This window comes from Paucibacter sp. KBW04, from assembly GCF_003852425.1.
GTDB lineage: Bacteria > Pseudomonadota > Gammaproteobacteria > Burkholderiales > Burkholderiaceae_C > Paucibacter_A.
In genome coordinates this window covers 165,759-182,149 of record NZ_QAJN01000012.1, presented here as the reverse complement: position 1 = coordinate 182,149, position 16,391 = coordinate 165,759, and the positions used below count along the sequence as shown (strand labels likewise).

Genomic DNA, 16,391 nt, shown 5'->3' with positions numbered 1-16,391 from the left:
CCCCGTGACCGTTTGCACTGCCTTTCACCTCTCCCGGATCAGGAAGAAACCTTATGCGAATTCTCTTTGCCCTTGCCATTCTCTTTGCAGCGCTGAACGCAAATGCCGCGCCAGCCAGTCAAGAGTCCATTGAGAAACTCCTGGTGGCAACGAAGTCCGAGTCCTTGTTGGACTCCATGTACGGCGGCATTGAACAGTCGATGCGCCAGACAATGAGACAGGCCGTCATTGGCAAGCAACTCAGCTCGGAACAACAACGCGTTCTCGATGCAGTGCCTCCCAAGTTTGTAGCAATCGTGCGAGAGGACATGAATTGGCAAAAAATGAAACCGCTTTATGTACAGCTTTACCAAGAAACCTTTGACCAAGAAGAGATCGACGGATTGCTTGCGTTCTACGCGAGCCCTACTGGACAAGCTTTTGTGAACAAGATGCCCGTCGTGATGCAAAAGTCGGTCGCGCTGTCGCAATCGCTGATGCAATCGTTCTTGCCAAAAATGATGGCAGCCATCAAAGAGGCAATGGCTGAAGCCAAGGTGTCGAACTGAGCGCACTTGCCTGCGCAGCCGAGAGACAAAGTGCTCGGCTTTGATCCCAAGCGACCTTCGCTCCGATGTTTCCAAAACAAGCCAATCCCGAGTTGCCCATCCCCCCATGCCCCTGCGCTACCTCACCCTCCCCGTCACGCCCTTTCAACAAAACTGCTCCTTGGTCTGGTGCGATGAGACGCGCGATGCGGCGCTGATCGACCCGGGCGGTGATCTGCCCAAGCTGCTGGCCGCCGTGAAGGCGCAAGACCTGACCCTCAAGGCGCTGTGGCTGACCCATGCCCATATCGACCATGCGGGCGGCACGGGGCAGTTGGCGCGGGAGCTGAATCTGCCCATCATCGGCCCGCATCCGGGCGACCAGTTCTGGATCGATGGCCTGGCCAAGCAGAGCCAGATGTTTGGCTTCCCACCGGCGGAGAGCTTCACACCCACCCGTTGGCTGGCGGATGGCGACACCGTGCAGATTGGCAATCAGACTTTGGTCGTGCGCCACTGCCCCGGCCACACACCGGGCCATGTGGTGTTTCACTCCGCCGCGGTCCAGCGGGCTTTTGTGGGTGATGTACTGTTCGCGGGCAGCATTGGCCGCACCGACTTTCCCGGTGGCGACCATGCCACCTTGATCAAGTCCATCACCGAGCGGCTCTGGCCCATGGGAGATGAAACGGTGTTCATCCCCGGCCACGGCCCTGAAAGCACCTTTGGCCGCGAACGGCGCAGCAATCCCTATGTGCAAGGGACCTGAACGCCTCCCAGCGATCGCCCGCTGAATCGGCGGCCCACTGAGCCAGGTCAAGAGCCGCGCTCTCACGCGGGGCATAGTCGCTTTACCCCCCACGGAGCGAGGAGCACGATGGACGACGCCGCAGACAAGCCCAGCACGACCGATCTCAGCCTGCCCGCACTGCCTGGCCACCATGCCACGCGCCGGCTCGCCATCCCTCGCTATCTAGAACAAGTCTATTGGTGGGCCTACGTCCACCCACGCGCGGTGGAGACCTTTGAGCGCGAGTGGCTGGTCAATACCATCTTGTTCGGCAACTACGCTCGCCTGCGCGATCTGGCCTTGGCCGAACTGGGCGAACCCGTCAGCGGCCGCACGCTGCAAGTGGCCTGCGTCTACGGCAATCTGACCCCGCGCCTGCTGCAGCGCTTAGCACCCGAGGCCCGCCTCGATGTGCTGGACATCCTGCCGGTGCAGCTCAGCAATCTGGCCAAGAAGCTGCCCAAGGCGGACCCGCGGGTGCATCTGCTGCAGGGGAACTCCTCGGCTATTGCCGCCGAAGACGCGAGTTATGAGCAGGTGCTGATGTTCTTCTTGCTGCACGAGCAGCCCGAGTCCGTGCGCCGCGCCACCCTGGCCGAAGCGCTGCGTGTGCTCAAGCCCGGCGGCAAGCTGGTGATCGTGGACTACCACCGCCCCGTGGCCTGTCATCCGCTGCGCCCACTGATGCGCCTGATCTTCGAGAAGCTGGAGCCTTTTGCGATCGATCTATGGCATCACGAGCTGGATGAGTTCCTGCCACCTGAGACGCCAGCCCTGGCTCAGACCCTGAGTCAGCAAAGCGTCTTTGGCGGTCTCTATCAAATACGGGTGCTGACAAGAACCGGTGAATGCACAAACAGCGGCCGCTCCGCCGACAATGGCGGCCATGTTCCAGCGCCTCATCGCTCATTGGCCCCGCCTGCTGCTAGGCCTGGTTTTCTTGGCCGTCCTGCTGCCCATGGGCTGGCGCCTGTTCGGCCCACCGGGGGTCGAGGTGGAGTTGCAGCGCAAGACCTGGCGCCTGGAGATTGAAGTCGAGCGCCAAATCGCTGAGCTGGGCTCGGCCTGGTGCGATGAGTTGCCCGCCGGCGCGCAGCTGCAAAGCCGCCGGCTGATGGCCGATCCGGCCGGCGTTCGGCCCGAGCCCAGCGAGCATTGCCGCTACACCCTGCCCACCTGGCGCACGCTTTGGCAGGCGCAGCAGACCGGGGTGGATCCAGAGCCGCCGCGCTGGCCCAGACCTGAGCTGACCCAAGGCAAAGAAGAACTGAGCCCACAGCGCTTGGGAAAACACCACGAGTTTTATGAGCTGGAACTGGTCGCCGCCAACGGCCAGGTCTGGACCTGCCGCCAGCCCTTGACGCAGTGGCGCGCCCTGCCCCAAGGCCTGAAGTTCCGGCTGCTGATTGACCGCCAGGGCGTGGCCAACTGCGCCAGCGTGCCGCAAGCGCCGGCCAGTTCAAGGGGTTAACACCGAGCACGCCTTGGCGTTCTACACCCTACCCGGTCGTAAGATCCCGCGGCCTCTTCAAAGCAGCTTCGCTGCCAACGCCTTCTCATGAATCTGCCCCTTTCCTCGCGCCTGAGCGCCCGGTTTTCCGCCATCCCGCCCGGCGCGGGCGTGCTGTTCTTCGTCCAGATGTTCTCCACCCTGGGCTTCGCTGTGCTGTATTCCAGCCTGGTGCTCTACGCCACCGAGCACCTGAAGTTTTCAGGAGAAAAGGCCGCGCTGATCATGGGCGTGTTCGGTGCCTTCAATTACGGTCTGCATCTGTTCGGCGGCTATCTGGGCGGGCGCTTCTTGAGCAACCGCAATCTCTTCGTCGGCGGCATGGTGCTGCAAGTGCTGGGCTGCGCCTCGATTGCCGGCGGCACGGCTGATTTACTCTACTGGGGCCTGGCCCTCTTCCTGACCGGCAGCGGCCTCAACGTCACCTGCCTGAACATGATGCTGACCCAGCGCTTCGCGCCCGAGGACAGCCGACGCGAAGGTGCCTTTCTGTGGAACTACGCCGGCATGAATGTCGGCTTCTTCATCGGCTTCACGGTGGCCGGCCATTACCAGCTGAGCAAGAACTACACCGACCTCTTTCTCTTCGCCACCCTCGGCAATGTGGCGGCCATCGTGCTGGCCCTGGCCTTCTGGCGGGTGCTGGCCGATATTGATACGCCCTTGCTCAAGCTCGACCGCCAAGCTTGGCGCCTGCGCTTCGCGGCCGGCCTGGCCATTCTGCTGGGCCTGGTGCCCCTGCTCTGGTTCCTGCTGCAGCACCCGGATGGCACGGAATCCTTGGTCAAGGTGATCTCGGCCGGCGTGGCCCTGGCCCTGATCGTGCTGACGGTGCGCCACTCCAATGTGCCCGAGAAGAAGCGCATGTGGGCTTATCTGATCTTGACCCTGGGCTCGCTGATGTTCTGGTCGCTCTACCAGATGGCGCCCAGCGGATTGCAGCTGTTTGCCGTGGGCAATGTGAACCTGCAGTTAGCCGGCATCACCATCGCGCCACAGTGGATTCAGAACATCAACACCCTGGTCATCGTGCTGGGCGGCCCGTTGCTGGCGGCCTGGTTCGCTCGTCTGCGCGGGAGCGGCTGGCCGGTGGATGTGCCCCAGCAGTTCGCGGCCTCTCTGGTGCTGATGGGGCTGGGCTTTCTGGCCCTGCCCATGGGCATTGCCCTGGCCGATGGCGAAGGCAAGGTCGCCTTCGTTTGGCTGTTCAGCAGCTATGTCTTGCAGAGCTTGGGCGAGCTGCTGATCTCGCCGGTGGGCTACGCCATGATCGGCCGTCTGGCGCCGCGCCAGTATCAGGGCGTGATGATGGGCAGCTGGATGTTGGTGACCGGCCTGGCCTCGCTCTTCGCCGCCGACTTCTCCGGCATGGTGGCCCAGCCCGAGGGCAGCACGGCACTGAGCAGCAACCCGATCTACGCCACCTTGTTCATGCAACTGGGCCTGGGCAGCGTGGCGGTGGGCGTGCTGCTGGTGCTCTTGATCCCGACGCTGCGACGGTTGATAGGAGGCCCTGGCGAGGCGGCCAAGGCCTGAAGTTCAGTTCCGCAGCTCCAGCCCGCCCAACACCAGCTCAGCATGAATCACCAACTGCTTGCTGCTCATCAGCGGCGGCGTGGTCTTGTCGTCAATCTCGGATAGCAGGGGCTTGCCCTTGACGCTGACGCTCCAGTCCGGCGGCAGCTGCAGCTTGACCGAGCCCATCACCACCAGAATCTTCAGCTGAGCCGGGGCCTCGATGGAGGCCTGGCGCAGATCCAGCTGGGTCTCGCCCATCACCACCTTGATCTCGCCGCCGGTGAAGCGCGGGCTGCTGAGCTTGGACTGATTGCCGCTCAAGACGGTGCTGATCTGCACCCGGTCTTCATCCAGCAGGTCCACCGTCGCAGCGCCGCCATTCCTTTCCAAGGCCAGGCGGCCGCGGAACATCACCAAGACGCCGGCGCCGATCAGGATCAGCGGCCAAAAGTCGCGCCAGCGGAAGTCGAAGATGCCCAGATGGCGCAGCGTCAACAAACTGCCCACGGCGATCAGGGCAAAGCCGATGCCGCGGCCACGCGCGTCGGCGTCCTGGCTGAGCTTTAGGGCGCCCAGGGCGATCAGGATCAGGGGCCAGAAAGGCAGGATGCGGCGCGCGTCAAAGACGTGGAAGTTATCCAGCAGGAACACCACCCCCAAGAGGGTCAGCACCAGGCCGAACAACAACTGCTGTTTGGAATCTTGTTGTCGCTTCATGGCTGCTTGTTCTCCGGCAACTCGATCACCTCGTCCACCTCGGCGGCGTCCTGGCGCAGACTCAAGGCCCCCAAGACCAGCTTCCAAAGGCCCAAGCCCACCAGCAGGACGGGCCAGCTGTTGTAGTAGCTCATGCCCAGATAGGCCATCTCACAGGCATAAAGCCAGGCCGAGAGCAAGAGGATGAAAACGCCGCTGCCCACCTGATTCAAATCGCGCGCCGTCACCAAACGCACCAGGCCCACCGCACTGAGTGCCAGGGGCCAATGGGTCCAGAGCCAGTCGATGACGCGAAAGCCCCGCTGCTCCAGCAGGGCGACCGTGCCGATCACGATCAGGCACAGGCCCATGAAGAGATGATCTCGGGGCCTTTGACTGCGGGGGCTTCTGGGTCTGCTTGACATGGACTTGCACCGGTTTTTGTAATGCCCGCCACGATAAGCGAGGCCAGCGGCGCTGTCGAAATCTATTTGACGAACGAACAGGCGAGAGGCGTGAACGGCGGCAATGGCCGACAGGCAAGACATGCCCGGATCCTTACCAGGGGCGGCCGTCTCTTGTCAGTCGCCTCAGCAAGTAGCAAGTAGCAAGTAGGTTGGAGTGAACACCGTGAACTCCAACACCCATTCGGCCCCGTCCCTGCATCCTCATTCGCCAAACGAACCATCGGCTGTCGAACCTAGCGCAGTCGCCCAGTTCGCATCCAACAAGCCTCGGCTCACAAAAAGGTGAATCGACGAATAGGGCCAATCCCCGGGGCGCTCCACCCAACCGTGCTTGACGGGGTTGAAATGAATGTATTCCACATGCCGAGCAAAGTCCGCCTCGTCGCGGATCAGATGCTCCCAATAGCGGCGCTGCCAAAGCCCGCGTTCGCCCCGTCGAGCACGGCTTTCGTTGACACACTCACCTTTGGGCACCAAGCGAGAAAAACCTTGTTTGATCAGCATGACCCGGGTGGCAAAGTCAGCGTCTTCTCGCGGCAAGGTCATCAGCATATGCAGGTGTTCGGGCAGAACAACCACGGCGTCCAGCACGAAGGGGTGCCTGGCTCGAACTTGCCTGAAGCTATGGCGCAGGCAGTCAACATGATCGAGCAAGACCTGGCCCCTACGGTCTGCGGCGTTGAGCGTGAGGAAATAAGTGGCGCCAGGAGTGTCTGAGCGGCGGTATTTCATAGCTTGAATTGATCCATGAATGTTGGAGTTCGCGGGCTCACTCCAACCTACCGTGTTGATCGCACACGAAAAAAAGCCCGGGGCGTTTACCGACCCGGGCTTTTTTATCATGCTCAGACTTGCTCTTACTTGCGTGCCGGCGGCAAATCCGTGCAAGAGCCATGCGCCACTTCGGCCGCCATGCCAATGCTCTCGCCCAGGGTCGGATGCGGGTGAATCGTCTTGCCGATGTCCACCGCGTCGGCGCCCATCTCGATGGCCAGGGCGATCTCGCCAATCATGTCGCCGGCATGGGTGCCGACGATGCCGCCGCCCAGGATCTTGCCGTGGCCATGGGCCTCCGGCGAGTCATCGAACAGCAGCTTGGTGAAGCCTTCATCGCGGCCGTTGGCAATCGCGCGGCCCGATGCGGTCCAGGGGAACAGGCCCTTTTTGACCTTGATGCCTTGGGCCTTGGCCTGGTCTTCGGTCAGGCCCACCCAAGCCACTTCGGGGTCGGTGTAGGCAACGCTAGGAATCACACGGGCGTCGAACTGGCTCTTGGACAGGTGCGCGTCGCCCAGGATGGCGCCGGCCGCCACTTCGGCCGCCACATGGGCCTCGTGCACCGCCTTGTGCGCCAGCATGGGCTGGCCGACCACATCGCCGATGGCAAATATGTGCGGCACATTGGTGCGCATCTGCACGTCGACGTTAATGAAGCCACGGTCGGTCACGGCCACGCCCGCCTTGTCGGCGGCGATCTTCTTGCCATTGGGCGTGCGGCCCACGGCTTGCAAGACCAGGTCGTAAGTGCCTTCGCTCTTGCTCCCGTCCAGACCTTCGAACTGCACCTTGATGCCCTCGGGGGTGGCGGTGGCGCCGACGGTCTTGGTCTTCAACATGATGTTGTCGAAGCGCTTGGCGTTCATCTTCTGCCAGACCTTGACCAGATCGCGGTCGGCGCCTTGCATCAGGCCGTCCAGCATTTCCACCACGTCCAGGCGCGCGCCCAGGGTGCTGTAAACCGTGCCCATTTCCAGGCCGATGATGCCGCCGCCGATGATCAACATCTTCTTGGGCGTACCCTTCAGCGCCAGCGCGCCGGTCGAATCAACGATGCGCTCGTCATCCGGCAGGAAAGGCAGACGCACGGCTTGCGAGCCGGCCGCGATGATGGCCTGCTTGAAGTGGATGGTCTTCTTGGCGCCGGTTTTCTCTTGCGCGTCGCCGGTGGTTTCTTCGACTTCCACATGGTTGGCGTCGAGGAAATGGCCGTAGCCGCGCACGGTGGTGACCTTGCGCATCTTGGCCATCGCCGCCAGGCCACCGGTCAGCTTGGAGATGACCTTTTCCTTGTGGCCGCGCAGCTTGTCCACATTGACGGTGGGGGCGCCGAAGTCCACGCCCAGATCGCCCAGGTGCGAGACCTCGTCCATCACCGCCGCCACATGCAGCAATGCCTTGGAGGGGATGCAACCCACGTTCAGGCAGACGCCGCCCAGGGTGGCATAACGCTCCACCAGGACGACATTGAGACCCAGATCGGCGGCACGGAAGGCGGCCGAGTAACCGCCGGGGCCGGCGCCCAGCACCAGCAGATCGCAGTGCAGATCGGCTGCGCCGCTGTAGCTGGCTGCGGTGGGGGCCACCACGGGCGCAGCGGCAGCCGCAGCAACGGGGGCTGCAGCGGCCGGAGCCGCAGCAGGCGCGGCAGCTACAGCGGCACTGTCAGCCGACTCCAGCGCCAGCAGCACCGTGCCTTGGTTGATCTTGTCGCCCAGGGCGACCTTGATCTCTTTGACCACACCGGCGTGCGAGGACGGGATCTCCATCGAGGCCTTGTCGGACTCCACGGTGATCAGGCTTTGGTCCACCGCCACCGTGTCGCCGACCTTGACCAGCAACTCGATGATGGCGACGTCTTTGAAGTCACCGATATCGGGAACGAGAACATTCACTTGTGCCATGACTCAGCTCCCGATCAGAGCACGATGCGGCGGAAGTCCGCCAGCAGCGATGCGAAGTAAACGTTGAAGCGAGCAGCAGCAGCGCCGTCGATCACGCGATGGTCCCAGCTCAGGCTCAGCGGCAGCATCAAGCGCGGCTGGAAGGCCTTGCCGTCCCACTTGGGCTCGATCTGGCTCTTGCACACGCCCATGATGGCCACTTCGGGCGCATTGATGATGGGGGTGAAGTAGCGGCCACCGATGCCACCCAGGGAGGAGATGGTGAAGCAGCCACCGCTCATCTCGGCGGGGCCCAGCTTGCCGTCACGGGCCTTCTTGGCCAGCTCGCCCATTTCGGCGCTGATCTCGAAGATGCCCTTTTTATCGGCATCCTTGATCACCGGCACCACCAGGCCATTGGGCGTGTCCGCCGCGAAGCCGATGTTGTAGAACTTCTTCAGCACCAGCTTCTGCGCGTCGCCCTCGCCTTCCAGCGAGGCATTGAACTCGGGGAACTTCTTCAAGGCGGCCACGGCGGCCTTGATCATGAAGGCCAGCATGGTGACCTTGACGGCGGCTGGGTTCTTCTCGTTTTCCTTATTGGTCTGAACGCGGAAGGCTTCCAGCTCGGTGATGTCTGCATCGTCATGGTTGGTGACGTGAGGGATGACCACCCAGTTGCGATGCAGATTGGCGCCCGAGATCTTCTTGATGCGCGACATGTCCTTGCGCTCGACCGCGCCGAACTTCTCGAAGTCCACCTTGGGCCAGGGCAGCAGGCCTGGGAAGGCGCCGCCCGAGGCGTTGGCCGACGCAGCGGCAGGTGCTGCAGCCTTTTGGGCCAAGGTCTGCACCGCGCCGCTCATCACGCGCTTCACAAAGCCTTGCACGTCTTGTTCGGTGATGCGGCCCTTCAGACCGCTGCCGGCGACTTCCGTCAGCGGCACACCTAACTCGCGGGCCAGACGGCGGATGCTGGGCGAGGCGTGGGGCAGCTTGCCCGTGGGAGCGACGGTGGGGTTGTGAGCGGCGGCGGCCGCCGGTGCTGCGACGACAACAGAAGCAGCCGGAGCTGCGGCGGTTATGGCTGCAGCAGCAACAGGCGCGGCGGCAGGCGCAGGCGCAGCAGCGGGTGCAGACACGGCACCGGCCACTTCCACCACGGCCAGCAACGAGCCCTTGGCAATCTTGTCGCCCAGCTTGACCTTGAGTTCACGGATCACGCCGCCGTGCGAGCTGGGGATCTCCATGGAGGCCTTGTCGCTCTCCACGGTCACCAGGCTTTGCTCCATCTTGATGGTGTCGCCCACCTTGACGAAGACCTCGATGACGGCCACCGAGTCGAAGTCGCCGATATCGGGCACCACGACCTCGATGAAGCTGCTGGCGCCGGCGGGCGCTGCGGCGGCAACAGGGGCCGCTGCGACGGCTGCGGCAGCAACAGCAGGGGCTGCCACGGCAGGCGCGGCCGCGGGAGCAGGTGCCGCAGCAGCCGCTGCACCGGCGGCTTCCACCAGCAGCACGAGGCTGCCTTCATTGACCTTGTCGCCGATGGCGACCTTGATCTCCTTCACCACACCGGCGTGGGTGCTGGGGATTTCCATGGAGGCCTTGTCGCTCTCCACGGTGATCAAGCTTTGTTCCAGGGCGACCGTGTCACCCACCTTGACCAGCAGTTCGATCACTGCCACGTCTTTGACGTCACCGATGTCCGGGACCTTGACTTCTACCAATGCCATGTTTGTTCTCCGTGCGAGGGGCACGACTTGGGCTCGTCACCCCCAATCGCTAGGCGATATGAGTGCCGCCCCAAGATCAACCCCTAATGTCCGCTTACGCGTACAGGGGGTTGATCTTGTCAGCTTTGATGCCGTACTTCGCAATCGCTTCTGCCACCTTGGCCTTAGGCAGCTTGCCCTCGTCGGCCAGGGTGTTCAGGGCGGCCACCACGATGTAGTGACGGTTGATCTCGAAGTGCTCACGCAGCTTGGAGCGGAAGTCCGAACGGCCGAAACCGTCGGTGCCCAAGACCTTGTACGTGCGGCCGGCCGGCACGTAGGCGCGAATCTGCTCCGCGTAGTTCTTCATATAGTCGGTCGAGGCGATCACCGGGCCGGTCGTCTGGCTCAGCTGCTGAGCCACGAAGGACACGCGCTGCTGGCCGCAAGGGTGCAGCAGGTTGTAGCGCTCCACGTCCTGGCCGTCGCGGGCCAGCTCGTTAAAGCTCGGGCAGCTCCACACATTGGCAGCCACGCCCCAGTCTTGCTCCAGCAAGGTCTTGGCGGCCTGGCTTTCGCGCAGGATGGTGCCGGAGCCCAGCAGATTGACGCTCAGATTGGCATCAGCGTTAGCCGCTGCAGCATCCAGCAGATACATGCCCTTCAGAATCTGCTCTTCCGTGCCGGCACGAAGGCCAGGCATGGGGTAGTTCTCGTTCAGCAGGGTGATGTAGAAGTAGATGTTCTCTTGCTGCTCCACCATGCGCTTCAGGCCGCTGTGCAGGATCACCGCCACTTCGTGCGCGAAGGTCGGGTCGTAGCTCACGCAGTTGGGGATGGTGCCGGCCAGGATGTGGCTGTGGCCGTCTTCGTGCTGCAGGCCTTCGCCGTTCAGCGTGGTGCGGCCCGAGGTGCCACCCAGCAAGAAGCCGCGCGCTTGCATATCGCCGGCCGCCCAGGCCAGATCACCGATGCGCTGGAAGCCGAACATCGAGTAATAGACGTAGAACGGGATCATCACCCGGTTGTTCGTCGAGTACGAAGTCGCGGCCGCGATCCAGCTGGCCATGCCGCCGGCTTCGTTGATGCCCTCTTGCAGGATCTGACCGTCCTTGGCTTCGCGGTAGTACATCACCTGGTCTTTGTCGACCGGCGTGTAGAGCTGACCCTTGGGGTTGTAAATGCCGATCTGGCGGAACAGGCCTTCCATGCCGAAGGTGCGGGCCTCGTCGACCAGGATGGGCACGGTGCGCGGGCCCAGGTCCTTGTCACGCAGCAGCTGCGTCAGGAAGCGCACGTACGCTTGAGTGGTCGAGATTTCACGGCCTTCGGCGGTCGCGTCCAGCACGGCTTGGAAGGCGCTGAGCGGCGGCACGGTGAAGGTCTCGTCGGCCTTGACGCGGCGCTTGGGCAGATAGCCGCCCAGGGCCTGGCGGCGCTCATGCAGATAGCGCATTTCGGGCGTGTCATCGGCCGGCTTGTAATAAGGCAGCTTGGGCAGCTCGCTGTCGGGGATGGGGATGCCGAAACGATCGCGGATGTACTTGATGTCCTCGTCCGTCAGCTTCTTGGTCTGGTGGACGGTGTTCTTGCCCTCACCGGCCTTGCCCATGCCATAGCCCTTGACGGTCTTGACCAGCAAGAGGGTCGGCTGACCCGAGGTGTTGTTGTGCGCAGCATGGAAGGCCGCGAAGACCTTCTCGGGCTGGTGGCCGCCGCGACGCAGATCGAAGATCTCTTCGTCGCTCATATGCTCGACCAGCTTGGCGGTCTCGGGGTACTTGCCGAAGAAGTTCTTGCGCACAAAAGCGCCGTCATTGGCCTTCATGGCTTGATAGTCACCGTCGACGGTTTCCATCATCAGCTGCTTCAACTTGCCGCTCTTGTCGCGCGCCAGCAGCTCGTCCCAGCCCTTGCCCCAGATCAGCTTGATGACGTTCCAGCCGCTGCCACGGAACTCGCCTTCCAGCTCCTGGATGATCTTGCCGTTGCCGCGCACCGGGCCGTCCAGGCGCTGCAGATTGCAGTTGATGACGAAGACCAGATTGTCCAGGCCTTCGCGTGCGGCCAAGCCGATGGCACCCAGCGATTCCGGCTCGTCCATCTCGCCGTCGCCCATAAAGGCCCAGACCTTGCGGTTGGCCGTGTCGGCAATGCCGCGGGCATGCAGATACTTCAGGAAGCGAGCCTGGTAGATGGCCATCAAGGGGCCCAGACCCATGGAGACGGTGGGGAACTGCCAGAACTCGGGCATCAGCTTGGGATGCGGGTAGCTGGACAGGCCCTGGCCGTCTACTTCCTGGCGGAAGTTGTCCAGCTGCGCTTCGGTCAGGCGGCCCTCCAGGAAGGCGCGGGCATAGATGCCGGGCGCGCTATGGCCTTGGATATAGAGCAGATCGCCGCCGTGGTTTTCACTCTCGGCGTGCCAGAAGTGATTGAAACCGGCGCCCAGCATGGAGGCAAGCGAGGCGAAGGATCCGATATGGCCGCCCAGGTCGCCGCCGTCGGCCGGGTTCAGGCGATTGGCCCGCACCACCATGGCCATGGCGTTCCAGCGCATGTATGCGCGCAGGCGCTTTTCGATTTCGATATTGCCGGGGCAACGCACTTCCTGATTGGCAGGAATGGTGTTGACGTAGGCGGTGTTGGCCGAGAAAGGCACATCGATGCCGGCTTGCCGGGCATGGTCGATCAGGGATTCGAGCAGGAAATGCGCACGCTCACTACCTTCTTCACCAATGACGGCGGACAAAGCGTCCAACCATTCCTTGGTTTCAGTAGCGTCGGTGTCATTGGCGGCTGCGCCTAGGAAGGACTGGGGCTGCGCGGACATGGATGTCTCCAAACAAATATATGGCCTGGGTGGGCGGGCTGCGCGCACACGCAAATGCGCAAAAAGCAGTCCCCACACACCTCTTTGAATCTGCCGACCACGACTTTTTTGCCTCGCGGCCGGCGCCAGAAAAACGTCTATCGGAAGCCCCGCGCACCCATCACCCGGGCGCGGCCCCTCCTCGCGTTTGCGCGCAGTGTCTCACAAGTTTGCCGCACTCTCAAATCGTGCGAGACGATTTCATTATGCGAAATTACGTACGTAAATCCCGACATTGCCTTCCGTCAAACGCACGCGCAGCAAGCCCCGCCATTTGCGCCAACAGAGCCGGCGTCGACCGGATAATCCGCCCATGCCCTCTTTCTTCAATCTCAAAAACTCCACCGGGCCTCTGCTGCGTCCCATGCAACAAAAGGCCTTGAGTTGGTGGCGACGCCAGAGCCCGTCCAGGCAAGACCGTTTCGCCACCCTGGGCCCCTTGATCTCGGTGCTGCTGTTCTTGATGGCCATCATCCTGGCCTTCTGGTACCTGCGAAATGAGGAAATCGAGCGCGAGACTGAAGCGGTAAAGAGGGACACCGAAATCGCGCAACAGCAGATTCGCCTGCGCCTGATCGAAAACCAGGAACAGCTGGTGCGCATCGCCCGCGAGATCGTCACCCGCGCCACCGACGCCCACGACTTCAGCGCCCAGGCCGCCACCTTCGCCCGCGAGCGACCCGAGATCACCCATGTGACCTGGCTGTCCAGCCGACGCGAGCGCCGCGCCAGTGTCAGCGCCGCCGGTTTCCAGGCCGACGGCCTGATGGTGCCGGACGGCAACGATCCGTCCATGCCCATGGCCAACCAGTCCAACCCGCCAACCCTGGCCTTCGAGGCCGCGCGGGAGCGACGCACGCCGGTGTATTCACCGCCCTTCAGCGACGCCAACGGCCTGACCGTGTTCCAAATCCAGGTGCCACTGATCGATCGCACCGGCTTCTCCGGCGTGCTGATCGCCGAGTATTCGGTCGAGGCCTTGCTGCGCTACTACGTGCCCACCGAAGTGGCCTCGCGCCATGTGGTGGCCATTCTGGATTCCAACGAGCAAATCGTCTCCAGCACCGTCACACCCATGCCAGGCCGCCCCAACAAACCGGCCTCCATCGTCCACGAGGTGCCGCTGGCGCCCGCGCTGAACGGTCTGGTGCTGCGCGGCGAGGGCTATCGCTCCTCCTTCGGCCTGATCAGCAACACCTTGTTCTGGATGGTGGTGGCTCTGTCTACCCTGACCGTCTGGATGCTGCTGGGCACCTGGCGCCATATGCGGCGGCGCTTGCAGATCCAGAACGCGCTCAGCTCGGAGATGAACTTCCGCCGCGCCATGGAGAACTCCATGCTCACCGGCATGCGGGCCATGGACATGGACTCGCGCATCTCCTACGTCAACCCGGCGTTTTGCGCGATGACGGGCTTTTCCGAGGCCGAGCTGATCGGCCGCAAGCCGCCCTTCCCCTTCTGGCCGCCGGATCGTTTCGAGGAGAACGGCCGCCTGCTGCAGCAGGAGATCAACGGCCGCAGCCCGGCCGGCGGGGCCGAGGTCAAGATCATGCGCAAGGACGGCACCATCTTCGACGGCCGCATCTATCTCTCGCCCCTGGTGGACGCCAAGGGCAAGCAGAGCGGCTGGATGACCTCGATGACCAATATCACCGAGGCCAAGCGGGTGCGCGACCAGCTCTCGGCCTCGCACGAGCGCTTCACCACCGTGCTCGAAGGCTTGGACGCCGCCGTGTCGGTGCTCTCGGTTCAACAAGGCGAGCTGCTGTTTGCCAACCGCAGCTACCGGCTCTGGTTCGGTGCCGACCCGGCCGGCCATGCCCAGCTCTCGGGCAGCCAGTTGGGCCGCAGCAGTGGGGCCGATGTGGACGAAGAGGTGGATGACTACTCCGGCCTGCCCGCCCAGCACCTGACCGAAACCGGCTCCGACCCGCGCGAGGTGTATGTCGAATCACTGGAGATGTGGTTCGACGTACGTTCCCGCTATCTGCAGTGGACCGACGGCCGTCTGGCCCAGATGCTGATCGCCACCGACATCACCACCCGCCGCAAGGCCGAGGCGCAAGCCGCCCTGCAGGCCGAAAAAGCGCAGATGACCAGCCGCTTGATGACCATGGGCGAGATGGCCTCCTCGGTCGCTCATGAGCTGAACCAGCCGCTCACCGCCATTACCAATTACTGCAATGGCATGGTCTCGCGTGTGCGTAACGACGCCATCCAGAAAGACGATCTGCTGGCCGCGCTGGAGAAGACCGCCAAACAGGCCCAGCGTGCCGGCCAGATCATTCACCGCATCCGCAACTTCGTGAAGCGCAGCGAGCCCAAGCGCGAGGCCGCCAATGCCTACGACATCGTCGAGGACGCGGTCGAGTTGGCCGGCATCGAGCTGCGCCGCCGCAATGTGGCCATCCACACTTACGTGGCCCAACGCCTGCCGCAGCTGCTGGTGGACCCCATCCTGATCGAGCAGGTCTTGATGAATCTGCTGAAGAACGCGGCCGAAGCGATTGACAACGCCGGCCTGCCCGCCTCACGCCGCCATATCGAATTGCGTGTGGTGCCAAAACACACCCCCGAACTCGGGGGTCACATCGATTTCAGCGTTACGGATATGGGCCCCGGCATGCCCGAGGAGGTGATCTCCCGCATGTATGAGGCCTTCTTCTCGACCAAGTCCGACGGCATGGGCATAGGACTAGGGTTATGCCGGTCTATCGTGGAGTCTCACCAAGGGCGAATCAGGGCCGAGAACTTATACAATGGTGACTTAGTTGTTGGCTGCAGGTTTGCCTTCAGCATCCCGGTAGATATCTCTTCTCGTCCCGAGCTCAGCAGCAGCCCCGCTGCCGCTGCCAGCAATGGGAGTAACGGGGCAAATGGATCCTCTGGATCCGCTACAAACCAAATGATGACACCATGAGTCTGATTCCGAAGAAGGGTAATGTCTACGTTGTCGATGACGACGAGGCTGTACGAGATTCACTGCAATGGTTGCTGGAGGGCAAGGACTATCGGGTCAAGTGCTTTGACTCCGCCGAATCCTTTCTGAGCCGCTACGATCCCCGCGAAGTGGCTTGCCTGATTGCCGACATCCGCATGGAAGGCATGAGCGGCCTGGAACTGCAAGACCGCTTGCTGGAACGCAAGAGCCCCTTGCCCGTCGTCTTCATCACCGGCCACGGCGACGTGCCCATGGCGGTGCAGACCATGAAGAAGGGCGCCACCGACTTCATCGAAAAGCCTTTCAAGGAAGACGCTCTGGTCGCCCTGGTCGAGCGCATGCTGGACCAAGCCCGCGAGGCCTTCTCCAGCCACCAGGAAGCCGCCAGCCGCGACGCCCTGCTGTCACGCCTGACCACCCGTGAAGCCCAGGTGCTGGAGCGCATCGTCGCCGGCCGCCTGAACAAGCAGATCGCCGACGATTTGGGCATCAGCATCAAGACGGTGGAGGCGCACCGCGCCAACATCATGGAAAAACTGAACGCCAACACCGTGGCCGACCTGCTCAAGATCGCCCTGGGCGCCCAAGCCAAGGTCTGATCCCACTGACCCACCACAAGGCCGCTGCGAGATCAGCGGCCTTTTGCATTTTTTAGTTCTGAAAACACCTCTCGCCCAGCAGCAACGGAGTCC

13 protein-coding genes are annotated in these 16,391 nt (G+C 62.8%); 7 read left to right on the top strand and 6 right to left on the bottom strand.

What is annotated here, in order from left to right; translation table 11 throughout:
- The first annotated feature begins 53 nt into the window (after nt 1–53).
- The 5 genes from DBR47_RS15615 (at nt 54) to DBR47_RS15600 (ending at nt 4,363) form a co-directional block, all read left to right on the top strand.
- Nucleotides 54–548 (top strand): DUF2059 domain-containing protein, encoded by a 495-nt coding sequence (locus DBR47_RS15615; RefSeq protein WP_124451673.1) that lies wholly within the window; start codon nt 54–56, stop codon nt 546–548.
- 106 nt (nt 549–654) lie between these two features.
- Nucleotides 655–1,296, top strand: coding sequence for an MBL fold metallo-hydrolase (locus tag DBR47_RS15610; protein WP_124451671.1), 642 nt, complete (start codon nt 655–657; stop codon nt 1,294–1,296).
- 108 nt (nt 1,297–1,404) lie between these two features.
- Entirely contained in the window at nt 1,405–2,349 is a 945-nt protein-coding gene (gene rquA / locus DBR47_RS15605; protein ID WP_124451669.1) for a rhodoquinone biosynthesis methyltransferase RquA, read from the top strand.
- Nucleotides 2,276–2,788 carry a hypothetical protein gene (locus DBR47_RS24720; RefSeq protein ID WP_197047098.1) on the top strand — a complete coding sequence of 171 codons (513 nt, stop codon included), beginning with the start codon at nt 2,276–2,278 and terminating at the stop codon, nt 2,786–2,788. The genes rquA and DBR47_RS24720 overlap by 74 nt, the downstream gene beginning before the upstream one ends.
- Before the next feature lie 87 nt (nt 2,789–2,875).
- Entirely contained in the window at nt 2,876–4,363 is a 1,488-nt protein-coding gene (locus DBR47_RS15600; RefSeq protein WP_124451667.1) for a peptide MFS transporter, read from the top strand.
- Between the two features lie 3 nt (nt 4,364–4,366).
- On the opposite strand, the gene DBR47_RS15595 is transcribed toward DBR47_RS15600, so the two are convergent.
- From DBR47_RS15595 to aceE, 6 genes are all read right to left on the bottom strand, one after another.
- A complete protein-coding gene (locus DBR47_RS15595; RefSeq protein ID WP_124451665.1) occupies nt 4,367–5,062 on the bottom strand; it encodes a LiaI-LiaF-like domain-containing protein in 696 nt (231 codons plus the stop codon).
- Complete coding sequence (locus DBR47_RS15590) at nt 5,059–5,412, bottom strand: hypothetical protein (protein WP_124451663.1); 354 nt, start codon at nt 5,410–5,412, stop codon at nt 5,059–5,061. Before DBR47_RS15590 ends, DBR47_RS15595 begins: the two co-directional genes overlap by 4 nt.
- Nucleotides 5,413–5,709: 297 nt before the next feature.
- Entirely contained in the window at nt 5,710–6,240 is a 531-nt protein-coding gene (locus DBR47_RS15585; RefSeq protein WP_124451661.1) for a transposase, read from the bottom strand.
- 125 nt (nt 6,241–6,365) lie between these two features.
- Nucleotides 6,366–8,189, bottom strand: a complete 1,824-nt coding sequence (gene lpdA, locus DBR47_RS15580; RefSeq protein WP_124451659.1) for a dihydrolipoyl dehydrogenase — start codon at nt 8,187–8,189, stop codon at nt 6,366–6,368.
- A gap of 14 nt (nt 8,190–8,203) precedes the next feature.
- Nucleotides 8,204–9,907: a dihydrolipoyllysine-residue acetyltransferase gene (gene aceF, locus DBR47_RS15575; RefSeq protein WP_124451657.1), complete on the bottom strand. Its 1,704-nt coding sequence runs from the start codon at nt 9,905–9,907 to the stop codon at nt 8,204–8,206.
- Nucleotides 9,908–10,001: 94 nt separating this feature from the next.
- The gene (gene aceE / locus DBR47_RS15570) at nt 10,002–12,719 is read right to left on the bottom strand and encodes a pyruvate dehydrogenase (acetyl-transferring), homodimeric type (protein WP_124451655.1); all 2,718 of its coding nucleotides are present in this window, start codon (nt 12,717–12,719) and stop codon (nt 10,002–10,004) included.
- Nucleotides 12,720–13,122: 403 nt separating this feature from the next.
- Between aceE and DBR47_RS15565 the strand changes: the two genes are divergently transcribed.
- Both DBR47_RS15565 and DBR47_RS15560 read left to right on the top strand, forming a co-directional pair.
- Nucleotides 13,123–15,678, top strand: a complete 2,556-nt coding sequence (locus DBR47_RS15565) for a PAS domain S-box protein (protein WP_231512341.1) — start codon at nt 13,123–13,125, stop codon at nt 15,676–15,678.
- Nucleotides 15,675–16,298, top strand: coding sequence for a response regulator transcription factor (locus DBR47_RS15560; RefSeq protein ID WP_124451651.1), 624 nt, complete (start codon nt 15,675–15,677; stop codon nt 16,296–16,298). Before DBR47_RS15565 ends, DBR47_RS15560 begins: the two co-directional genes overlap by 4 nt.
- The last annotated feature ends 93 nt before the right edge of the window (nt 16,299–16,391 follow it).